Source organism: Streptacidiphilus sp. ASG 303, from assembly GCF_020991365.1.
Taxonomy (GTDB): Bacteria; Actinomycetota; Actinomycetes; order Streptomycetales; family Streptomycetaceae; genus Peterkaempfera.
Map to the genome: position 1 here is coordinate 396126 of NZ_JAJLRA010000001.1, position 20986 is coordinate 417111.

Annotated in this window: 16 protein-coding genes; 3 read left to right on the forward strand and 13 right to left on the reverse strand. The window is 76.5% G+C overall.

Annotated elements, in window-relative coordinates:
* Positions 1–137: 137 nt before the first annotated feature.
* Complete coding sequence (locus LO771_RS01775; RefSeq protein WP_255743583.1) at positions 138–2708, reverse strand: ATP-dependent Clp protease ATP-binding subunit; 2571 nt, start codon at positions 2706–2708, stop codon at positions 138–140.
* A gap of 490 nt (positions 2709–3198) precedes the next feature.
* On the opposite strand from LO771_RS01775, the gene LO771_RS01780 reads away from it, so the two are divergent.
* Positions 3199–3870, forward strand: coding sequence for a DUF5995 family protein (locus LO771_RS01780; RefSeq protein ID WP_230647935.1), 672 nt, complete (start codon positions 3199–3201; stop codon positions 3868–3870).
* Between the two features lie 26 nt (positions 3871–3896).
* Here LO771_RS01780 and LO771_RS01785 read toward each other — a convergent pair whose 3' ends face one another.
* A complete protein-coding gene (locus tag LO771_RS01785; RefSeq protein ID WP_230647591.1) occupies positions 3897–5336 on the reverse strand; it encodes a GuaB1 family IMP dehydrogenase-related protein in 1440 nt (479 codons plus the stop codon).
* Positions 5337–5609: 273 nt separating this feature from the next.
* On the reverse strand, positions 5610–6275 hold the full coding sequence (rpe, locus tag LO771_RS01790; protein WP_230647593.1) for a ribulose-phosphate 3-epimerase: 666 nt from the start codon (positions 6273–6275) through the stop codon (positions 5610–5612).
* A gap of 210 nt (positions 6276–6485) precedes the next feature.
* Between rpe and LO771_RS01795 the strand changes: the two genes are divergently transcribed.
* Positions 6486–7475, forward strand: coding sequence for an aldo/keto reductase (locus LO771_RS01795; protein ID WP_230647595.1), 990 nt, complete (start codon positions 6486–6488; stop codon positions 7473–7475).
* 70 nt (positions 7476–7545) lie between these two features.
* Here the strand turns inward: LO771_RS01795 and LO771_RS01800 are convergent, their stop codons facing one another.
* The 7 genes from LO771_RS01800 to def all read right to left on the reverse strand — a co-directional run bounded on the left by LO771_RS01800 (position 7546) and on the right by def (position 14792).
* The gene (locus LO771_RS01800; protein WP_374228029.1) at positions 7546–8496 is read right to left on the reverse strand and encodes an ABC transporter substrate-binding protein; all 951 of its coding nucleotides are present in this window, start codon (positions 8494–8496) and stop codon (positions 7546–7548) included.
* Between the two features lie 173 nt (positions 8497–8669).
* A complete protein-coding gene (locus tag LO771_RS01805; RefSeq protein ID WP_230647597.1) occupies positions 8670–9335 on the reverse strand; it encodes an ABC transporter permease in 666 nt (221 codons plus the stop codon).
* The gene (locus LO771_RS01810) at positions 9332–10039 is read right to left on the reverse strand and encodes an ABC transporter permease (RefSeq protein WP_230647599.1); all 708 of its coding nucleotides are present in this window, start codon (positions 10037–10039) and stop codon (positions 9332–9334) included. The genes LO771_RS01805 and LO771_RS01810 overlap by 4 nt, the downstream gene beginning before the upstream one ends.
* Positions 10039–11226 carry an ABC transporter ATP-binding protein gene (locus tag LO771_RS01815; protein ID WP_230647601.1) on the reverse strand — a complete coding sequence of 396 codons (1188 nt, stop codon included), beginning with the start codon at positions 11224–11226 and terminating at the stop codon, positions 10039–10041. Before LO771_RS01815 ends, LO771_RS01810 begins: the two co-directional genes overlap by 1 nt.
* A 348-nt stretch (positions 11227–11574) precedes the next feature.
* The gene (locus LO771_RS01820) at positions 11575–13023 is read right to left on the reverse strand and encodes an RsmB/NOP family class I SAM-dependent RNA methyltransferase (protein WP_230647603.1); all 1449 of its coding nucleotides are present in this window, start codon (positions 13021–13023) and stop codon (positions 11575–11577) included.
* Between the two features lie 202 nt (positions 13024–13225).
* On the reverse strand, positions 13226–14161 hold the full coding sequence (gene fmt / locus LO771_RS01825; RefSeq protein WP_230647605.1) for a methionyl-tRNA formyltransferase: 936 nt from the start codon (positions 14159–14161) through the stop codon (positions 13226–13228).
* Positions 14162–14246: 85 nt separating this feature from the next.
* Complete coding sequence (def, locus tag LO771_RS01830; RefSeq protein ID WP_230647607.1) at positions 14247–14792, reverse strand: peptide deformylase; 546 nt, start codon at positions 14790–14792, stop codon at positions 14247–14249.
* 288 nt (positions 14793–15080) lie between these two features.
* Between def and LO771_RS01835 the strand changes: the two genes are divergently transcribed.
* Positions 15081–15617, forward strand: coding sequence for a hypothetical protein (locus LO771_RS01835; RefSeq protein WP_230647609.1), 537 nt, complete (start codon positions 15081–15083; stop codon positions 15615–15617).
* Positions 15618–15753: 136 nt separating this feature from the next.
* Here LO771_RS01835 and LO771_RS01840 read toward each other — a convergent pair whose 3' ends face one another.
* The 3 genes from LO771_RS01840 to coaBC all read right to left on the reverse strand — a co-directional run bounded on the left by LO771_RS01840 (position 15754) and on the right by coaBC (position 20811).
* Complete coding sequence (locus LO771_RS01840; protein WP_230647611.1) at positions 15754–17922, reverse strand: primosomal protein N'; 2169 nt, start codon at positions 17920–17922, stop codon at positions 15754–15756.
* 196 nt (positions 17923–18118) lie between these two features.
* Positions 18119–19327: a methionine adenosyltransferase gene (gene metK, locus LO771_RS01845; protein ID WP_230647613.1), complete on the reverse strand. Its 1209-nt coding sequence runs from the start codon at positions 19325–19327 to the stop codon at positions 18119–18121.
* 233 nt (positions 19328–19560) lie between these two features.
* Positions 19561–20811 (reverse strand): bifunctional phosphopantothenoylcysteine decarboxylase/phosphopantothenate--cysteine ligase CoaBC, encoded by a 1251-nt coding sequence (coaBC, locus tag LO771_RS01850; RefSeq protein ID WP_230647615.1) that lies wholly within the window; start codon positions 20809–20811, stop codon positions 19561–19563.
* Positions 20812–20986 lie beyond the last annotated feature (175 nt).

The window sequence follows — 20986 nt, forward strand, 5'->3', positions numbered from 1 at the left end:
GGGGCGGCCCGGGCGTTGTCGCAACCCGTCTGCCCCGACACGCCGGATCGCATGCCTGCCCCGTTCCCGGCCGCTCGGCCCCGTTCCCGGCCGCCCGCCGGGTCCGGGGCCCGGCGGGCGGAGGCGGTCCGGGGGGATCAGGCGGTCCGGGGGGCGGCGGCGAAGGACAGGGCGTCGCCCTCGACCTCGACGCGGACGTGGTCCCCGGAGGTGAGCCGTCCGTCCAGGAGCAGCCGGGAGAGGTGGTTGTCGACCTCGCGCTGGATGGTGCGGCGCAGCGGCCGGGCGCCGTACTCGGGCTGGTGGCCGCGGCGGGCGAGCCAGTCGACGGCGGCCGGGGAGAAGTCGACGGTGACGTCCTGGGCGCGCAGCCGGCGGCGGGTCTCCTCCAGCAGCAGGTCGGTGATCTGCCGCAGCTGGTCGTCGGCGAGGCGGCGGAAGATGACGATCTCGTCGATGCGGTTGAGGAACTCGGGCCGGAAGTGGTCGCGCAGCGGCCGCAGGACCCGCTCGCGGCGCGCCTCCTCGTCGGTCCCGGCCTCGGCGCTGCCGAAGCCGAGCACCGAGCCGCGTCCGCCGAGGGCCTCGGAGCCGAGGTTGCTGGTCATGACGATGACGGTGTTCTTGAAGTCCACCGTGCGGCCCTGGGAGTCGGTGAGCCGCCCGTCGTCGAGGACCTGGAGGAGCACGTTGAAGACGTCGGGGTGGGCCTTCTCCACCTCGTCGAGGAGGAGCAGCGAGTACGGGTGGCGGCGCACGGCCTCGGTGAGCTGCCCGGCCTCCTCGTGGCCGACGTAGCCGGGGGGCGCGCCGACCAGGCGGCTGACGGTGTGCTTCTCCTGGAACTCGCTCATGTCGAGCCGGATCATGCGGTCCTCGCTGCCGAACAGCGCCTCGGCGAGCGCCCGGGCCAGCTCGGTCTTGCCGACGCCGGTGGGGCCGAGGAAGAGGAAGCTGCCGATCGGCCGGCCGGGGTCGGCGAGGCCGGCCCGGGAGCGCAGCACCGCCTCCGAGACGGCGGTGACGGCCTCGTCCTGCCCGATGACCCGCTTGTGGAGGTGGGCCTCCAGGCCGAGCAGGCGGTCCTTCTCCTCCTGGGTGAGGCTGCTGACGGGGATGCCGGTGCGCCGGGAGACGATGTCGGCGACGTCCTCGGCGGTGACCTTGGCGACGCGGTCGTGGACCTGGCTGTCGCGGGGCCGGTCGCGGACGTCCGCGATGCGGCGCTGGAGGTCGGCGATCCGGTCGCGCAGCTCGGTGGCGCGCTCGTACTGCTCGTCGGCGACGGCCTGGTCCTTGTCCCGGGTGAGCTGCTCGGCCTCGCGCTCCATGGCACGCACGTCGGTGGTCTTGGTGACGCAGCGCAGCCGGACGCGGGCGCCCGCCTGATCCATGAGGTCGATGGCCTTGTCGGGCAGGAACCGGTCGGTGATGTACCGGTCGGAGAGCTCGACGGCGGCCAGCAGCGCCTCCTTGGTGTACCGGACCTGGTGGTGCGCCTCGTAGCGGTCGCACAGGCCGCGCAGGATCTGCAGGGCGTCCTCGGGGCTGGGCTCGGGGACGAGGACGGGCTGGAAGCGGCGGGCGAGGGCCGCGTCCTTCTCGATGTAGCGGCGGTACTCCTCCAGCGTGGTGGCGCCGATGACGTGGAGCTCGCCGCGGGCCAGGGCGGGCTTGAGCATGTTGCCGGCGTCCATGCCGCCGCCCTCGGCGCCGCTGCCGGCGCCGACGACGGTGTGCAGCTCGTCGATGAAGACGACGAGCTCGTCGGAGTGGGCGCGGATCTCGTCGATGACGCCGGTGAGCCGCTCCTCGAAGTCGCCGCGGAAGCGGGTGCCGGCGACCATGCCGGGGATGTCGAGCTGGACGACGCGCCGCCCGAGCAGGGTGCCGGGGACGTCGCCGTCGGCGATGCGCTGCGCGAGCCCCTCCACGATGGCGGTCTTGCCGACGCCCGCGTCGCCGATGAGCACCGGGTTGTTCTTGCCGCGGCGGGAGAGGACCTCGACGGTCTGCTCGATCTCCTGGTCGCGGCCGATCACGGGGTCGATGCGGTCCTCGCGGGCGAGCTCGGTGAGGTCGCGGCCGAACTTGTCCAGGTTGGGCGTGCCGTGCCGGTCGGGGGCGCGGTGGTCGGCGCCGGAGGGGGCGGGCGGGCGCGGCTGCCCTCCGCCCGGGGGGACGGCTCCCGGGTCGAAGTGGGCGGCGCTGAGGATGTGGCCGGCGGCGGAGTCGCTGTTGGCGGCGAGGGCGGCCAGCACGTGCTCGGGGCCGATGTAGGAGGCGCCGGTGGCGCGGGCCAGCTCGTGGGCGTCCAGCAGGGCCCGCTTGACGGCGGGGGTGACGGCCAGCGAGGTCAGCGGGGGCCGTTCGGCGTCCTGGACGACCGGCTCGCCGGCCTGCTGGTCGATCTGCGCGGCCAGCGCGTCGGGGTCGGCGCCCGCCTGGCTGAGCATGTTGCGGGTCGGTTCGACGGTGAGGGCGGCGCGCAGCAGGTGCTCGGTGTCGAGGTCGGTGCTGCCGTGCTCGGCCGCGTACTCGGCGGCGCCGGCGACCAGGTTGCGGGTGGGCTCGCTCATCAGGCGGCCGATGTCGATCCGCCGGGGGCCCGGCTGCGGCGCGCCGGGCCCGGCGCCGAAGAAGCGTGCGAGGAACTCGGTGAACGGGTCCGGGCCGTAGCCCTCCGGACCCATGAACCCGCTGCTCATAGCCGTCCGTTCCGGCGTCCCGGCGGACCGGGACACGCTGTGCTGGTAGGCGTGCTCGTACCTGGGCGCGGGTGCCCGACCCGGGTGTGGATACACCTGTGTCGGCCCCTTGAGGACCCTTTGTGGCGAAACTACCCGATATGCCGGCGGGGCGCCGTTCCGGACGGGGCGGGACGGGGCGGGAGGGGCTGGTGGGGCGGGGGTGCGGGGCGGGGCCGGGGGCGGCGGCGTCCGGGTGACGGGCGGCCGCCGGACCGCGTGGGGTGCGGCCGGGCGCGGGGGCGGGCTGCGAGGGTGGTCCGCGGCCTCCGGAGCGGGTCCGGCGGCCGGCGCGCGGGAGGCGGCGGTGGAGACGTGGACCGGGGCGCCCGGGCACGCCGGTACGGGCGGCCGCGCGGGGGCCGACGGCAGCACGGGGGCCGGCGGCCGGGCGGGGGCGGACGGCCGGGCGGGGGCCGGCGGGTGCGACGGGCCGGGCGGCCGCACGGCCGTGGACGGCGTCGTGGCGCGGCTGCGGGAGCTGGACGCGCTGCTGCCCGCCCGCGACGGCGTGGCGGTCTTCAACCGCGTGTACCTGGCGGTCACCGAGGAGGTGCGCGACCGCCTGGCCGGACCGTGCTTCGGCGACCCGGCGGCGGTGGCCGAGCTGGACGCGGTCTTCGCCGCCCGCTACCTGGCGGCGGTCGCCGACGACCTCGCCGGGCGGCGGCCCCCGGCCTGCTGGCGGCCGCTGTTCGCGCTGCGGGCGCACCCCGGCCTCCACCCGGTGCAGTTCGCGCTCGCCGGGATCACCGCCCACATCGGGCACGACCTGCCGCTGGCCGTGGTGGAGACCTGCCGTCGCCGCGGCTGCTCGCCGCAGGACGTGGCCGCCGACTACGACCGGGTGGACGGCGTCCTCGCCGGGCTGGAGGAGCGGGTCCGGGAGATGCTGCTGCCGGGCCCGGACCTGCTCGACGCCACCGGCCCGCTGGCCCACCTGGCGGGCGCCTGGGGCGTCGGCCGGGCCCGCGACGCGGCCTGGGCGGGCGCGCGGGCGCTGTGGGCGGTGCGCGCCCTGCCCCCGGCGTACGCGGCGCTGGCCGCCGGCCTGGACGAGGCGGTCGGCCGGGTCGGCGGGCGGCTGCTGGTGCCGCTGGGCGCCGCGGCGCCCGGCCGCTGAGGGCCGGGCACCGCGGCGCGGACGGGTCAGGCCCAGCTGGAGTGCAGCGGCTTGCCCTCGGCGTAGCCGGCGGCGCTCTGGATGCCCACGATGGCCTTCTCGTGGAACTCCTCCAGCGAGGCGGCGCCCGCGTAGGTGCAGGAGGAGCGGACGCCCGCGACGATCGAGTCGATCAGGTCCTCGACGCCGGGGCGCGCCGGGTCGACGAACATCCGCGAGGTGGAGATGCCCTCCTCGAAGAGCGCCTTGCGGGCCCGGTCGTAGGCGGACTCCTCCGCGGTGCGGTTGCGCACGGCGCGGGCGGAGGCCATGCCGAAGCTCTCCTTGTACTGGCGGCCGTCGGCGGCGGTCTGCATGTCGCCGGGCGACTCGTGGGTGCCCGCGAACCAGGAGCCGATCATGACGTTGGAGGCGCCGGCGGCCAGCGCCATGGCGACGTCGCGGGGGTGCCGCACGCCGCCGTCGGCCCAGACGTGCCTCCCGAGGCGGCGGGCCTCGGCGGCGCACTCCAGCACGGCGGAGAACTGCGGCCGGCCGACGCCGGTCATCATGCGGGTGGTGCACATGGCGCCCGGTCCGACGCCGACCTTGAGGATGTCGGCGCCCGCCTCGACCAGGTCGCGCACGCCCGCCGCGGAGACGACGTTGCCCGCGACGACGGGGACCTGCGGGTCCAGGCCGCGGACGGCGCGCAGCGCGCTGATCATCGACTCCTGGTGGCCGTGGGCGGTGTCGACCACCAGGACGTCGGCGCCCGCCTCCAGCAGCGCCTTGGCCCGGCCGGCGACGTCGCCGTTGATGCCGACGGTGGCGGCGATCCGCAGGCGGCCGGCCGCGTCCACGGCAGGCGTGTAGAGGGTGGCGCGCAGGGCGTTCCTGCGGGTGAGGACGCCGACCAGGCGGCCGTCGGCGCCGACGACGGGGGCCAGCTTGCGGTGGGCGTCGTTGAGCCGCTCGAAGGCGGCGCGCGGGTCGATGTCCTCCTCCAGCAGCAGCAGGTCGCGGGACATGACCTCGGAGAGCTGGGTGAAGCGGTCCACGCCCTGGCAGTCGACGTCGGCGACCACGCCGACCGGCCGGCCGTCCTGGACCACGACGAGGGCGCCGTGGGAGCGCTTGGGCAGCAGCGACAGCGCCTCGGCGACGGTGGCGGTCGGCGGGAGGGTGAGCGCGGTGTCGTGCACGAGGTGGCGGGCCTTGACCCACGAGACGACCTCGGAGACGACCTCGATCGGGATGTCCTGCGGGATGGCGACCAGGCCGCCGCGGCGGGCGACGGTCTCGGCCATCCGGCGGCCGGCGACCGCGGTCATGTTGGCGACGACCAGCGGGATGGTGGTGCCGGTGCCGTCGTGGCTGGAGAGGTCCACGCCCTGCCGGGATCCCACCGCGGAGCGGCTGGGGACCATGAACACGTCGTCGTACGTGAGGTCGTAGGCCGGCTTGATGTCGTTCAGGAAGCGCATGGAAACGGGGCTCTCCGGCTGGAAGGGGATACAGCTGGGGTGCGGTCGGGCCTGCGGCCGGGCGCACTCGGGCGCCCCGCACCCGAACGTCCATCATCCGGTACCGCACCGGACGGCGCCAATCCCCGTGCGATGTCCGGAGGAAGCACACAAGCGGCCGCCCGTGCGCCGGGCGGCCGCTCGTACGATCCTCCAAACGGCGGCGGCCGCCCTACGGCCGCCGCCTTCCGACCGCCGCCCTCCGGCCGGGGCCGGGGCGGCGGCCCGGGCGCGTCAGTGGCGGCAGGCCTCCGACGCCTGCTTGCGCAGGCCGCGGACGGCCTCGGCCGGGTCGGCCGCGCCGTAGACGGCGGACCCCGCCACGAAGACGTCCGCGCCGGCCTCCGCGCACCGCTCGATGGTGGCGGCCGAGACGCCGCCGTCGACCTGGAGCCACATCTGCAGGCCGTGCCGGTCGATGAGCTGCCGGGTGCGGCGGATCTTGGGCAGCATGACGTCCAGGAACGCCTGCCCGCCGAAGCCCGGCTCCACGGTCATGATCAGGACCATGTCGAGCTCGGGCAGCAGGTCCTCGTAGGGCTCGATCGGGGTCGCGGGCCGCAGGGCCATGGAGGCCCGGGCGCCCTTGGCGCGGATCTCGCGGGCGAGCCGCACGGGCGCGGAGGCGGCCTCCACGTGGAAGGTCACCGAGCCCGCCCCGGCCTCGACGTACTGGGGGGCCCAGCGGTCGGGGTCCTCGATCATGAGGTGGCAGTCGAGGGGCGTGTCCGTCGCCTTGCGCAGGGACTCCACCACCGGGACGCCCAGGGTGAGGTTGGGCACGAAGTGGTTGTCCATGACGTCGACGTGGAGCCAGTCGGCGCCGCGCACCGCCTCGGCCTCGTCGGCGAGGCGGGCGAAGTCGGCGGAGAGGATGCTCGGATTGATCTGCACGGCCATGGGTTCAGTATGTCGCGGCGGGCGGCGGCCGAGGAGGCCGCCCGGGTGCGGCGGGCGGCGGGCCGGGATGACGCGCCGTCAGTCCGCCTGCCGCGGCGGGAGGGTGCGGCGCGCCGGGAGGGGGCGGCCGGGGCGCGGCCGGGCCCGTACGGCGGAGCCGGCGCGGTGTCCTCTTGCGCGGAGCGGACGCGGGGGCGTTGGCTGGGCCCCATGGAGTACACGCAGCTGGGACGCACAGGACTCACGGTCAGCCGCATCGTGCTGGGCACGATGAACTTCGGACCGGAGACGGACGAACCCACCAGTCACGCGATCATGGACGCCGCCCTCGACGCGGGCCTGAACTTCTTCGACACGGCCAACGTCTACGGGTGGGGCGAGAACAAGGGCCGCACCGAGGAGATCATCGGCTCCTGGTTCGCCAAGGGCGGCGACCGCCGGGACCGCACGGTCCTGGCGACGAAGGTCTACGGGAACATGGGCCCGGACGGGGAGGCGTGGCCCAACCACGACCGCCTGTCGGCGCTGAACATCCGCCGCGCCGTGGAGGCGTCGCTGAAGCGGCTCGGCACGGACCACATCGATGTCTACCAGTTCCACCACGTCGACCGCCGGACCCCGTTCGAGGAGATCTGGCAGGCGGTCGACGTGCTGATCCGGCAGGGCAAGATCCTGTACGCCGGGTCGTCGAACTTCCCCGGCTACAAGATCGCGCAGGCCAACGAGACCGCCGCCCGGCAGGGCATGGTCGGGCTGGTCTCCGAGCAGTGCCTCTACAACCTCGCCGAGCGCCGCGCCGAGATGGAGGTGATCCCGGCCGCCCAGGAGTACGGCCTCGGGGTGATCCCGTGGTCGCCGCTGCACGGCGGACTGCTCGGCGGCGTGATCAGGAAGCAGGCCGAGGGCGGGCGGCGGGCGAGCGGCCGCACCGTCGACGCCCTCGCCGACACCGCCATGCGCGACCGGGTCCAGGCCTACGAGGACCTGCTGGACAAGCACGGGCTGGAGCCGGGCGAGACGGCGCTCGCCTGGCTGCTCACCCGGCCCGGCGTGACCGGGCCGATCGTCGGGCCCCGCACGCCGGAGCAGCTCCGGGGCGCGCTGCGCGCGGTGGAGCTGGAGCTGGACGACGAGCTGCTGGCCGCACTGGACGAGGTCTTCCCCGGTCCGGGGCCGTCGCCCGAGGCGTTCGCCTGGTGAGGCCCGCCGGGTGACCGCGGCCCCCGGTCCTCCCCGCGGGGAGGAGCGGGGGCCGCGGGGCCGGGCCGGGTCAGGACAGCCCGACCGACTTCAGCCACTCGGTGGCGACGTCCATCGGGTCCTTCTTCTCCGTCTGGACCTTCGTGTCCAGGGAGAGCAGGGTGGCGGTGTCGAGCTTGGCCGAGACCGCGTCGAGCGCGGCCGCGCCCTCCTTCGGCAGGTCGGCGGAGCGGACCAGCGGCACCACGTTCTGGAAGCCGAAGAGGTTCTTCGGGTCCTTCAGGGTGACGAACTTCTCCTTGGCGATGGTGGGGTCGGTGGTGAACAGGTCGGCGGCCTGCACGTCGTCGTTCTTCAGCGCCGCCTCGGAGAGCTGGCCGCCGGCGTCGAGCGCCTTGAAGGACTTGAAGTGCAGCCCGTAGACCGACTCCAGGCCCTTGAGGCCCTGCTGGCGGGTCTGGAACTCCGGGGAGCCGCCGATCACGAGGCCCGGGGCGGCCTTCGCCAGGTCGCCGATGGAGGAGTCGCCGGTCAGCCCGAGCTTCGCGGCGGTCTTCGCGTTGAGGACCAGGGCGTCCTTGTCCTCGGCGGCCGCGTGCCGCAGCAGCTCGAGCCCGGGGGCGAGCTTCGCGGCGGCGGCGGAGTCGGTCGCGTCCGCCGACGTCGGCGCGGCCTTGGCGTCGAGGTAGGCGAGGAGCGCGCCGTTGTACTCGGGCAGCACGGTGAGCGTGCCGTTCTTGACGAAGCCGTAGGTGGTCTCCCGGCTGCCGATGTTGGGCCGGTAGGAGACCTTCAGGCCCTTGGCCTTCAGGGCCTCGCCGTAGATGTCGGCGAGCAGGATGCTCTCGGCGAAGTTGTTGGATCCGACGACGATCTGGCCGGACGCCGCCTTGCCGGGCCCCAGCGGGTTGTCGCCCCCGCCCGAGGAGCCGCAGCCCGCGAGCAGCGCGGCGGTGGCGGTGGCGGTGGCGAGGACGGCGGTCGCGCGGAGGCGGCGGCCCTGGATTCTGCTGTCGGTCACGGTGTCCTTTTCCGGGTGCGTTCGGTGGTCCCCGAGCTCTGTCTCGGGTCGATCCTGCGGGGTGGTGCGGGTGCGGCGACAGGTCCTGCCGTCGCTTGTCACGAAGTCTTGACATGCCGTCCGGACGGACCGGGCGGACGGTCCGCCCGGCGCCGGGGCCCGGTGGGGCGCGGTCAGCTCCTGCGCACCCCCGGTGAGACGGCGAACCTGGCGGCCAGTCGGAACAGGCCGAGGGTGGCGAGGGCGAGCGCCGCCACGAGGACGGCGCCGCCCACGACCTTCGTGTAGTCCCGCTGGTACAGGCCGTCGATGATGTACCGGCCCAGTCCGCCGAAGCTGACGTAGGCGGCGATGGTGGCGGTGGAGACGATCTGGACGGCCGCCGACCGCAGGCCGCTGAGGATGAGCGGCAGCGCGACCGGGAGCTCGACCTGGAACAGGACCCGCGCGGGGCCCATGCCCATCCCGCGTGCGGCGTCCACCGGCGCGCGGTCCACGCTGCGGACCGCCTCGTAGGTGGTGACCAGGATCGGCGGGACGGCCAGCACGACGAGCGGGATCATCACCGGCGCCAGGCCGAGGCCCATGACCGTGAAGAGCAGCACCAGCAGGCCGAAGCTGGGCAGCGCGCGCCCGGCGGTGGCCAGCATGGCCAGCGCGTTGCCGCCGCGCCCGGTGTGCCCGGTGACCAGGCCGACCGGGAGGGCGACGGCCGCGGCGAGCAGGAGGGCCAGCAGGGAGTACTCCAGGTGCTCCGCCAGGCGCTGCGGGATGCCGTCGTAGCCGTGCCACTGGCCGCTGCGGCCGAAGAAGTCGGTGACGAAGTGGAGGAGGTTCACCGGGCCTCCTCCACGGCCGGGGCGGCGGGCACGGCCGCGGGCCGCGGCGCCGCCGTCCGCCTGCGGCGGTCCGGCGACCAGGGGGTGAGCAGGCGGCGGCAGAGCACCAGGAGGGCGTCGGCGGCGACGGCCAGCAGCGCGGTGGTGGCCACCGAGGTGACCGCGAGCTCCGGGCGGTGGTAGGACATCGCGTCCGCGAGCAGGTTGCCGAGCGCGCCCTGGTTGCCGATGAGGGCGCCGACGCTGACCAGGCTGATGCTGGAGACGGTGGCGACCCGGAGGCCGGCGAAGACCGCGGGCACGGCGATCGGCAGCTCGACCTGGAGGTAGCGGCGGAGCGGGCCGAAGCCCATCGCGGTGGCGGCGGCGTGGGTCTCCTCCGGCACCGAGCGGACGCCGTCGACGATCGCGGGCACCAGGACCACCAGGCTGTAGAGGGCGAGCGGGATCATCACGGTGACCTCGCTCTGGCCGGTCCAGTCGATGAGCAGGACGAAGAAGGCCAGGGACGGGACCGCGTACAGCACCGTGGTCGTCCAGAGCACCGGCGGGTACAGCCGGGGGAACCGGACGCAGAGCTGGGCGAGGGGCAGGGACAGCAGCAGTCCGGCGAGGACCGGGACCAGCGCCTCCTCCAGGTGCCACCCGACGAGGCCGAGGTAGCTGTGCTGGAGGTCGCTGGGCATGCGGAAGAACTCGTCCATCACGCGACCCCGGCGGGCTCGGTGCCCTCGGGCGCGCCCCCGTCGCGCGCGTCCGCGTCGTCGGCGCCCTCGGCCTCCGGGTACCGTCCGGCGGCGTGCGCCGCGCGGATCGCGGCGGCGACGGCCTCCTGGGAGGCCACGCCGACCACCCGGCCGTCGCCGTCGACGCCGACGGCCCAGCCGGTCGGCGAGAGGACGGCGCTGTCCAGGGCGGAGCGCAGCGAGCCGCGGCCCGCCTCGAAGGTGCGGCCGTACGGGACCAGCTCCCGGTCGCCGGCGGCGCGGCGGGCCGGGTCGGCCCAGCCGAGGGGACGGCCCTCGGCGTCGGTGACCAGCAGGTACGGCGCACCGCCGCGGTCGGCCGCCGCTCCGGCCGGGTCCCCGGCGGGGGCGTCGTCGCGGACGACGGGGGCGGTGGTGAGCTCCAGGCCGGAGGCGGCGAAGAAGGAGAGCCGCCGGATGCCGCGGTCAGCGCCGAGGAAGTCCTCGACGAAGGCGTCGGCGGGGGCGGAGAGCAGCCGGTCGGGCGGTGCGAACTGGGCGAGGCGCCCGCCGGTGCGCAGCACCGCGACCATGTCGCCGAGGCGGATCGCCTCGTCGATGTCGTGGGTGACGAAGACGATGGTCTTGCCCAGCTCCGCCTGGATCCGCAGCAGCTCCTCCTGGAGGCCCTTGCGGACGACGGGGTCCACCGCCGAGAAGGGCTCGTCCATGAGCAGGACCGGCGGGTCGGCGGCGAGGGCCCGGGCCACGCCCACGCGCTGCTGCTGGCCGCCGGAGAGCTGGTACGGGTAGCGGCCGGCCATGGCGGTGTCCAGGCCCACCCGCTCCATCAGCTCCAGGGAGCGGGCACGGGCGCGGCGCCGGTCCCAGCCGAGCAGGCGGGGGACGGTGGCGATGTTGTCGGCGACGGTGCGGTGCGGGAAGAGCCCGGCGTGCTGGATGACGTAGCCCATGGAGCGGCGCAGGCCGTGGACCGGCTGCTCCCGCAGGTCGGCGCCGTCCAGCAGGATGCGGCCGCCGGTGGGCTCGATCATGCGGTTGACCATGCGCAGCGAGGTGGTCTTGCCGCAGCCGGACGGGCCGACCAGGACCGTGATCGACCGGTCGGGCATCTCCAGGGAGAGCCCGTCGACCGCGACCGTGCCGTCCGGGTAGCGCTTCGTGACGGATTCAAAACGTATCAAAGCGGCGGTCGTCCTTCGGGTAGGTCGGTCGGGCACGGCGGCGGCCGCTCCTCCCCCGTCGCGGCGCGCCGAGGGAAGTGGCCGAGTGTAGACCTGCCCACTGACGGCGGGCCGGAACACCGCGCCGTGGTGACGACCGTCTCAGTGCAGGTCACAGCGGATTGCGGGGCGTCGCGGCAGAGGGGTGGCACGTCACGCGGGGGCGCGGCGGAAGGGGCCGGGAGGCGGCGTCACGCGAGGGGCGCGGCGGAAGGGGCCGGAAGGCGGCGGAGGGCACCCGACCCCGCCGGCGGGCGCCGGCGGGGTCGGGTGGCGGGGTCCCGGTCGCGGGAAGGGCGACGGGGCCTGTCAGGACGTGCGGCGCAGCAGCGCCAGGTACATCGCGTCGGTGCCGTGCAGGTGCGGCCAGAGCTGGACGTCCGGGCCGTCGCCGAGGCCGGGGAGTCCGGGCAGCAGCGGGCGGGCGTCGATCCACTCGGTGTCGGTGCGGCCGCGCAGCACGTCGTCGACGACGGAGCGGGTCTCGGCCAGGTGCGGGGAGCAGGTGGCGTACCCGACGACGCCGCCGGGCCGGGCCGCGTCCAGGGCGGAGCGCAGCAGGCCGCGCTGGAGCGGGCCGAAGGCGGCCAGGTCGTCGGGGCGGCGGCGCCAGCGGGCCTCCGGGCGGCGGCGCAGCGCGCCGAGGCCGGAGCAGGGCACGTCGACCAGGACCCGGTCGAAGGTGCCGGGCCGCCACGCCGGGCGGGTGCCGTCGGCGGTGACGACGGCGTACGGGCCGGGGTTGCCGTCCAGGGCGCGGGCGACCAGGCGGGCGCGGTGCGGCTGCTTCTCGGAGGCGACCAGGGCGGCGCCGCGGCCGGCGGCGAGGGCGGCGAGCAGGGCGGCCTTGCCGCCGGGGCCCGCACAGCCGTCCAGCCAGAGCCGGTCGGGGCCGTCCAGGGGCGCGGCGGCCAGGGCGGCGGCGACGAGCTGGCTGCCCTCGTCCTGGACGCCGGCCCGGTTCTCGCGGACGGCGTCGACGGCCGCCGGGTCGCCGCCCTCGGCGAGGCGGACCGCGTACGGGGACCAGCGGCCGGGCGCGGTCGTCTCCTCGGGCAGGGAGGCGCGGATCTCGTCGGCGGTGGAGCGGCCGGGGCGGGCGACCAGGGTGACCTCGGGCCGGGCGTTGTCGGCCTCGAGCAGGTCCTCGATGCCGGCGCGGCCGGAGGCGTCGGGCTGCCAGCGGCCGAGGGAGTCCCAGAGGGCGGAGACCACCCAGCGGGGGTGGGAGTGGACGACGGCGAGGTGGTCCTCGGCGTCCTTCTCGTAGGGCGGGGCGACCTCGGCCAGCCAGCCGTCGAGGTCGCGGGCGGCGATGCGGCGCAGCACGGCGTTGACGAACTTGGCGCGGCCGTCGCCGAGCACCACCCGGGCCAGCTCCACGGTGGCGGAGACGGCGGCGTGCGGGGGGATGCGGGTGCCGAGCAGCTGGTGGGCGCCGAGGACGAGGACGTCCAGGACCGGCGGGTCGACCTCGCGCAGCGGCCGGTCGACGCAGGCCGCGACGACGGCGTCGTAGGTGCCCTGGCGGCGCAGCGCGCCGTAGACCAGCTCGGTGGCCAGGGCGGCGTCGCGGCGGTCGAGGCCGCTCCTGCGCTCGGCCTCGCGGAGCAGGGAGGGCAGGATCAGGTTGGCGTAGGCGTCGCGCTCGTCGACGGCGCGCAGCGCCTCGAAGGCGACCATGCGCGCCGCGTCCTTCTTGGGGCGGCGGTACGGGCGCGGGGCGCGGCGGCCGCGGGCGGGGGGCGGGGTGGTCATGCGGGGCCTCGCGGGAAGGTGCGTCGGATCACGGATCGGTGCGGCGGTGCGGGTTCGGTGCGGCGGTGCGGGTTCAGTACGGCGGTGCGGGTTCGGTGCGGCGGTGCGGGTTCGGTGCGGCGGTGCGGGTTCAGTACGGCGGTGCGGGCAGGCGGGGGCGGGAAGGGGTGCGGGTCCGGTGGGGCTGGGGCGGGCGGCCCGGTCAGGCGCCCAGGAACTCGCCCGACCCGATGCGGACGCCCCTGGCCCAGTCTCCCGCGCCCATCCGCCTCTTGCCCTGCGGCTGGACGTCGCCCAGCTCGACCTCGTGGCTGCCGGTGCCGACCCGCACGCTGTTCTTGGCGACGGCCAGTTCGCCGGGGGCCAGCTCCGCGCGGTCGGTGAGCAGCCGGACGGGCCCGGCGAGCTTGAGGCGCTCGCCCCGGAAGACGGTCCAGGCGCCGGGAGCGGGGGCGCAGCCGCGCACCACGCGGTCGACCCGCAGGGCGGGGGCCCTCCAGTCGACGCGCGCGTCCTCGACGGTGATCTTCGGGGCGAGGGTGACGCCGTCGGCGGGCTGCGGGACGGCGTGCAGGGAGCCGTCCTCGATGCCGTCCATGGTGGCGGCCAGCAGCCGGGCGCCCGAGCGGGAGAGGCGGTCGAGGAGTTCGCCGCTGGTGTCGGTGGGGCGGATCTCCTCGGTGAGGACGCCGTAGACCGGCCCGGAGTCCAGGCCCTCCTCGATGAGGAAGGTGGAGGCGCCGGTGACCTCGTCGCCGGCCATCACCGCGTGCTGCACCGGGGCGGCGCCGCGCCAGGCGGGCAGCAGCGAGAAGTGCAGGTTGACCCAGCCCAGCCGCGGGACGTCGAGGGCGGCCCGGGGCAGCAGCGCCCCGTACGCGACCACCGGGCAGCAGTCCGGGGCGATGGCGGCCAGCCGCTCCAGGAAGTCCGGGTCGCGGAGACGGGCGGGCTTGAGGACCTCGACGCCCGCCTCCTCGGCCCGCTGGGCGACCGGGCTCGCCACCAGGCGGCGGCCGCGTCCGGCGGGCGCGTCGGGCCGGGTGACGACCGCTGCGACCTGGTGCCGGTCGGAGGCGAGCAGGGCCTCCAGCGCGGGGACGGCGACCTCGGGGGTGCCGGCGAAGACGAGCCTCATGCGGGGGTGGGGCCTTCCTGGGGCGGAGCGGGCTGGGTCGGAGCGGGCGGGACGGGCGCGGGGCCGGCCGGCCGGCGGGACGGGGCTAGCGGGCGCCGCCGAAGGTGCTGTGCGGGGAGACCTTCACCTGCGGGGCCGGACCGCCGGACCACTCGGCCTCGCGGATGGCCCGCAGCGCCGCCTTGCGCTGCTCGCGGTCGAGGCGGTCGATGAAGATGATGCCGTCGAGGTGGTCCGTCTCGTGCTGGATGCAGCGGGCCAGCAGCTGCGTGCCCTCGACGGTCACCGGGTCGCCGTGCATGTTGAGGCCGCGGGCGACCACGCCGTACGCGCGGCGGGTGTCGAACGTCAGGCCGGGCAGGGAGAGGCAGCCCTCGGGGCCCTCCTGCTCCTCGTCGGTGAGCGACAGGTCGGGGTTGACCAGGTGGCCGATCTCGCCGTCGACGACGTAGGTGAAGACCCGCAGCGAGACGCCGAGCTGGGGGGCGGCCAGGCCCGCGCCGGGCGCGTCCAGCATGGTGTCCGTGAGGTCCTTGACCAGGGTGCGCAGCTCCTTGTCGAAGGTGGTCACCGGCCGGGCCGGGGTGCGCAGGACCGGGTCGCCGAAGATGCGGATCGGCTGTATCGCCACCGGAGGGTGCTCCCGTCGGGTCGAGGCAGGGACGGCGTACCAGTCTACGGGGACGGGGCCGCCGTTCCGCACGGGCGGCGGCCGGGCCGGGCCGGGCGGGCGGCGGGCGGCCGGGCGGGCGCGGGTGCGGGAGGGGCGGGACCGGGGGCGGCTCCCGTACCGGTTCCGCCGAAAGCGTGACCAGGGGGCGGGTCGGGCGTTGGTCAAGGCGAGATTGACCGCGCGGACGGATCCGGCCGTGGCAGCAGCGCCCCGGCCGCTCCCCGCCGTCCTGGAGGCTCCGGTTCTATGGCCGACCACACGACACACGACGCCCGGGCTCGGGCCAGCCTGCACCTGCTCGTCCGCGACATCGAGAGAGTGCGCCGCCAGGTGGACGCGCTGCGGACGCTCACCGCCCAGCTGGGCAACGTCTACCGGCCGCGCAGGGCCGGCGGCTCCACCGGCTTCGTGGTGTACGGACGGGCGCCCGCGCCGACCGTACGGCTGGCGCAGGAGCTGCGGGACAGCATCGAATCGCTGGTGGGCGCGGCGGTGGAGTTCGACCGCTCGCTGGGGTTCTCGTGGGACTCGGTGGGTTCGGCCCTGGGCGTGACCAAGCAGGCGGTGCACCGCCGCTACGGCATGCGCCGCACACCGGTGGGCCAGGCCGCGGGGGGCCCGGTGCCCGCACCCGCCGGGCCTGCGGACGGTCCGCCGGCGGTGCCGTCCGTGCCGCACCAGCCGACGGCGCCCCAGCCGGTGGCGGCCGCCGCCCGGTCCGCCGTGATCCCGCCGGCCCGGCAGGCGGGCTCTATCCGGCCGCTGCAGCGGCCGGTGCACTGACGGGGCTCCCCGGGGCGCGGGCCGGGACGGTCCGGCCCGCGCCGGGCGCGGCGGCCGACGTCCGGACGCGGGCCGTCCGCAGGCCGGACGCGGCGGCCCGCGCCGGGCTCCCGCGCCGCCGCGGACGCGGCCGCCGTCAGCCGATGTCCGGCGGGTCGATGCGGATCCGCACGGGCTCGGGCTGCTTGCGGGCGAGCCGGGCCACCCGGGCGGCCTTGAGGGCGGCGGCGAGCGCACCGCCCTGCCCCGGGGGGACGCGGACCAGCGCCCGCTGCTGCGGCTCCCCCCCGGCCTCGGGCGGCCCGGGGACGGGCACCGGCCCGAGGACGTCCGCGCCCTCGGGCAGCCGGGTGAGGGCGAGCAGGTCGGCGACGGCGGCCGGCGACCCGGTGACCGCGGCCATCCGGGAGACCGGCGGGAAGCCGAGCTGCTCCCGCTCCTGGAGCTCGGTGGCGGCGTGTCCGGCCGGGTCCCACCGCACCAGGGCCTGGACGGGCCGCAGCGTCGGCTCGGCGACGACCACCACCGTCCCGCCCTCGGCGTGCGGCCGCACCAGGGCGGCGGCGCCCAGCCAGCGGCGCAGCGCCTCCTCCCCCGCCCGCAGGTCGGGCCGGTTCAGCAGGGCCCAGCCGTCGAGCAGCAGGGCGGCGGCGTAGCCGCCGTCGGCGACGGGTTCGGCGCCGGGGGTGGCCACGACGAGGGCCGGTTCGCCGGACACCGCGGCGAGGACCGCGTCCCGCCCGGAGGTCCGCACCGGGACGGCGGGGAAGGCGCGCCCGAGCTCGTCCGCGGTGCGGCGGGCGCCGACCACCTGGGCGCGCAGCCGGAAGGAGCCGCACTCGGGGCAGTGCCAGTCGGCCTCGGGGCGCCCGCACCAGACGCAGTGCAGCAGCCCGTCGCCGCCGCGGGCCTCCAGCGGGCCGGCGCAGTGGGCGCAGCGGGCCTGCTCGCGGCAGCGGGCGCAGGCGAGCCGGGGCACGTAGCCGCGGCGCGGCACCTGGACGAGGACCGGGCCGCGGGCGAGGGCGTCGCGGGCGGTCCGCCAGGCGAGGGTGGGCAGGCGGGCGGCCCGGGCGGCCCCGTCGCGGTCCAGGTCGCGGTCGTCGACGGTGCGGACCAGGGGCGCGGCGCGGCGGAGCCCGTCCCGGTCGGGGACCAGCGGCCTGGCCCACCGGGTGGCGACGAGCCGGGCGGCCTCCACGGTCACGGCGAAGCCGCCGATCAGCACGCCGGCGCCCTCCTCGGCGGCCCGCATCAGGGCGACGTCGCGGGCGTGCGGATGGGGGGCGTGCAGGTCGGAGTGGCTGGAGTCGCCGTCGTCCCAGACGACGAGCAGGCCGAGGTCGCGGACGGGCGCGAACATCGCGGCGCGGGTGCCGGCGACGGCGCGGACGGAGCCGCGGCTGACGGCGAGCCAGCGGCGGTAGCGCTCCTCCTGGCCGAGCTCGGCGGTGAGGGCGGTGTGGCGGCCGGGGCCGAGGACGGCGGCGAGGGCGGCGTCGACGCGGGCGGTGGCGCGGCCGTCGGGCAGCACGACGAGGACGCCGCGTCCCGAGGCGAGGGTGGCGGCGGCCGCGCGGGCGACCTCCTCGGGCCACTGGGGGCCGGGCAGGGCGGTCCACACGGCGCGTGGGGACCGCCCGGCGGCGAGGGCGTCGAGGAAGGCCGGACCGGCGGGGTAGCGGGCCCAGCCGCCCGGCGCGGGCGCGGGCGGGGCGGGCAGCGGGTCCGGCGAGGGGTCGGCCTCGGCCCGGGCGTGGCGGGGCGGTACGGCGAGGCTGAGCACGTCGGCGAGGGTGCCCGCGTACCGGTCGGCGACGGCCCGGCACAGGCGGAGCAGGGCGGGCGTGAGGACCGGCTCGGGCGAGAGCACCTGGGAGAGCGGGGCGAGCGGGCCGGGGTAGTCGGAGGCGGCGCGGCGCTCGACGACGTACCCGTCGACGAGGCCGCCGCCGGCCCGGCGGCCGTCCACGACGCGGGCGCCGAACCGCACCCGGACGCGGACGCCGGGCTGCGCGGCCCCGGCCATCTTCGCGGGCACGGCGTAGTCGTAGTACTGGTCCAGGTGGGCCAGACCCTTGTCCACCAGCACCCGGGCGACGGGCAGCTCGTCGGCGAGCGGCTGCGGCCCGCGGGCGCGCGGCCGCGCCCGGCGGACGGACGCGCGGAGCAGGGCCAGCTGCTCGGGCGGTCCGGCCTCCGGGGGGGTCACCGGGGCGGCCTCCGCGCCGGGCCCGGGGCCGGTCACGGGCCCCGCCCCGGAGCCGGTCACGGGGCCGGGCTGCTGCGGGTCGGTGGTGCTCATCGCTCCCAGTGGTACCAGACGGGACGGACAGGCCGGGACGGCGGCGCCGGCCGGCGGCGGGGGCGGGCCGGGCGGCCCCCGGGGTCCCGTCCGGCGACGGACGGCGGGGGCGCGCGCCGGACGCGGCGGTGGCCCCGCGACGTCGTCGCGGGGCCACCGTGGCGTTCCGTGCGGGAGCGTGCGTCCCGCGGGGGCGTCAGGCCTCGACGGCCTTGCGCAGCTCCTCGGCGCGGTCGGTCCGCTCCCAGGTGAAGTCCGGCAGGTCGCGGCCGAAGTGGCCGTACGCCGCCGTCTGGGCGTAGATCGGGCGCAGCAGGTCGAGGTCGCGGATGATCGCGGCCGGCCGCAGGTCGAAGACCTGGGCCACGGCGGCCTGGATCCTCTCGACCGGGGCGGTCTCGGTGCCGAAGGTCTCCACGAAGAGGCCCACCGGCTCGGCCTTGCCGATGGCGTAGGCGACCTGGACCTCGGCGCGGCGGGCCAGGCCCGCGGCGACGATGTTCTTGGCGACCCAGCGCATCGCGTACGCGGCCGAGCGGTCCACCTTGGACGGGTCCTTGCCGGAGAAGGCGCCGCCGCCGTGGCGGGCCATGCCGCCGTAGGTGTCGATGATGATCTTGCGGCCGGTCAGGCCGGCGTCGCCCATCGGGCCGCCGATCTCGAAGCGGCCGGTCGGGTTGACCAGCAGCCGGTAGCCCTCGGTGGCCAGCGTGATGCCGTCCTCCGCCAGGCGGGCCAGCTCCGGCTCCACCACGAACTCGCGGATGTCGGGGGCGAGCAGCGAGTCCAGGTCGATGTCGCTGGCGTGCTGGCTGGAGACGACCACGGTGTCCAGGCGGACCGGGCGGTCGCCGTCGTACTCGATGGTGACCTGGGTCTTGCCGTCCGGGCGCAGGTAGGGGATGGTCCCGTTCTTGCGCACCTCGGAGAGGCGGCGGGCCAGGCGGTGGGCCAGCGTGATCGGCAGCGGCATCAGCTCGGGGGTGTCGTCGCACGCGTAGCCGAACATCAGGCCCTGGTCGCCGGCGCCCTGGCGGTCCAGCTCGTCGTCGTCGCCCTCCACGCGGTTCTCGTACGCCGCGTCCACACCCTGGGCGATGTCGGGCGACTGCGCGCCGATGGAGACCGAGACGCCGCAGGAGGCGCCGTCGAAGCCCTTCTTGGAGCTGTCGTAGCCGATCTCCAGGATCCTGTCCCGGACGAGCGTCGCGATCGGCGCGTACGCCTTGGTGGTGACCTCGCCGGCCACGTGCACCTGGCCGGTGGTGATCAGCGTCTCGACGGCGACCCGGGAGGACGGGTCGTCCTTGAGGAGCGCGTCGAGGATGGTGTCGCTGATCTGGTCAGCGATCTTGTCGGGGTGGCCCTCGGTGACGGACTCCGAGGTGAACAGGCGGCGAGACACAGCGCTCCCTGGGGTTGCAGCGGCTGCTGACTGAACGCCCCCGGCGGGCCGGGGGCGTCCGGAAAGACTTCTGAGGGCGAGTCTAACCGTGATGACCTGGGAAAGGACATGCGGTCTCGGGTGGTGGATGGCACATCCGGACCGAACGGTCACCTGACGTGTACGTTTGGGCCATCCGTACACCCGTTCGGCCGCCGCCCGTGCGGGCGCCCTCCCCCGGGGGCCGGGCCGGGTCAGGCCAGCCGGGCCGCCACCAGGTCCCAGACCCGCTCCGCCAGGGCGTCCTTCGGCCCGTACGGGACCGGCGTCTCGGTGCCGTCGGCGGCGAGGACCACCGCCTCGTTGGTGTCGCCGCCGAAGACCTTGTGCTCGCCCACCTCGTTGACGACGAGCAGGTCGCAGCCCTTGCGCGCCAGCTTGGCGCGGCCGTTGGCCAGCACGTCGTCCGTCTCGGCGGCGAAGCCGACGACGACCTGGCCGGGGCGGGCGCGGTCGGCGGAGAGCTCGGCGAGGATGTCGGGATTGCGCTCCAGGGCGACCGGCGCGGGCTCCCGCCCCTCCACCTTCTTGATCTTCCCGGCGGCGTAGTGCGCCGGCCGGAAGTCGGCGACGGCGGCCGCCATCACCACGGCGTCCGCGTCGGCGGCGGCCTTGAGCGCGGCCTCCCGCAGCTGGAGGGCGGTCGACACCCGGACCACGTCCACCCCGGCCGGGTCCGGCAGGGCGGTGTTGGCGGCCAGCAGGGTGACCCGGGCGCCGCGGGCGGCGGCCGCGGCGGCCAGGGCGTAGCCCTGCTTGCCGGAGGAGCGGTTGCCGAGGAAGCGGACCGGGTCCAGCGGCTCGCGGGTGCCGCCCGCGGAGACCACCACGTGCCGGCCGGCGAGGTCGGCGGCCGGGGCGCCGCCGCGGGCGAGCACCCGGCGGCAGGCGTCGAAGATCGCAGCGGGGTCCGGGAGGCGCCCCTTGCCGGTGTCCGCGCCGGTGAGCCGGCCGACCGCCGGGTCGAGGACGACCGCGCCGCGGCGGCGCAGGGTCGCGACGTTCTCCTGCGTGGCCGGGTGCTCCCACATCTCGGTGTGCATGGCCGGGGCGAAGACCACCGGGCAGCGGGCCGTCAGCAGGGTGTTGGTGAGCAGGTCGTCGGCGAGGCCGTGGGCGGCCCTCGCGAGCATGTCGGCGGTGGCGGGGGCGACGACCACCAGGTCGGCCTGCTGGCCGATCCGCACGTGCGGGACCTCGTGGACGCTCTCCCACACCTCGGTCGCCACCCGGTTGCCGGAGAGCGCGGCCCAGGTCGCCTCGCCGACGAAGTGCAGCGCGGAGGCGGTGGGGACCACCGTCACCGCGTGGCCGGACTCGGTGAGGCGACGCAGCAGCTCGCATGCCTTGTAGGCGGCGATGCCGCCGCAGACGCCGAGGACGACGCGCGGCTGGGCGGCGGACTCCGCCGCCGCGCTCGGCTCGGGTTCGGGGCGCCCGTTCATGCTGATCGGCTCCGGCTCGTGGGGGTGGCTCCTGGGATCAGCCCACACTGTACGGGCGGCGCCGAGGCCGCCGCGACGGGGCCGGGGCGGGCGCGGAACCGGGCCGGGCGCGGACATGCGGACGCCGCGGGTCCGCCGGTGCACGGCGGGACCCGCGGCGGACGTCCGCGGAGGG

What these genes read in the sequence shown, in the direction of transcription:
- LO771_RS01840 (WP_230647611.1), bottom strand. Translation starts at nt 17,922, where the DNA reads ATGAGCACCACCGACCCGCAGCAGCCCGGCCCCGTGACCGGCTCCGGG.
- coaBC (WP_230647615.1), bottom strand. Translation starts at nt 20,811, where the DNA reads ATGAACGGGCGCCCCGAACCCGAGCCGAGCGCGGCGGCGGAGTCCGCC.
- LO771_RS01835 (WP_230647609.1), top strand. Translation starts at nt 15,081, where the DNA reads ATGGCCGACCACACGACACACGACGCCCGGGCTCGGGCCAGCCTGCAC.
- LO771_RS01820 (WP_230647603.1), bottom strand. Translation starts at nt 13,023, where the DNA reads ATGACCACCCCGCCCCCCGCCCGCGGCCGCCGCGCCCCGCGCCCGTAC.
- LO771_RS01810 (WP_230647599.1), bottom strand. Translation starts at nt 10,039, where the DNA reads ATGGACGAGTTCTTCCGCATGCCCAGCGACCTCCAGCACAGCTACCTC.
- LO771_RS01785 (WP_230647591.1), bottom strand. Translation starts at nt 5,336, where the DNA reads ATGCGCTTCCTGAACGACATCAAGCCGGCCTACGACCTCACGTACGAC.
- LO771_RS01775 (WP_255743583.1), bottom strand. Translation starts at nt 2,708, where the DNA reads ATGAGCAGCGGGTTCATGGGTCCGGAGGGCTACGGCCCGGACCCGTTC.
- LO771_RS01795 (WP_230647595.1), top strand. Translation starts at nt 6,486, where the DNA reads ATGGAGTACACGCAGCTGGGACGCACAGGACTCACGGTCAGCCGCATC.
- rpe (WP_230647593.1), bottom strand. Translation starts at nt 6,275, where the DNA reads ATGGCCGTGCAGATCAATCCGAGCATCCTCTCCGCCGACTTCGCCCGC.
- fmt (WP_230647605.1), bottom strand. Translation starts at nt 14,161, where the DNA reads ATGAGGCTCGTCTTCGCCGGCACCCCCGAGGTCGCCGTCCCCGCGCTG.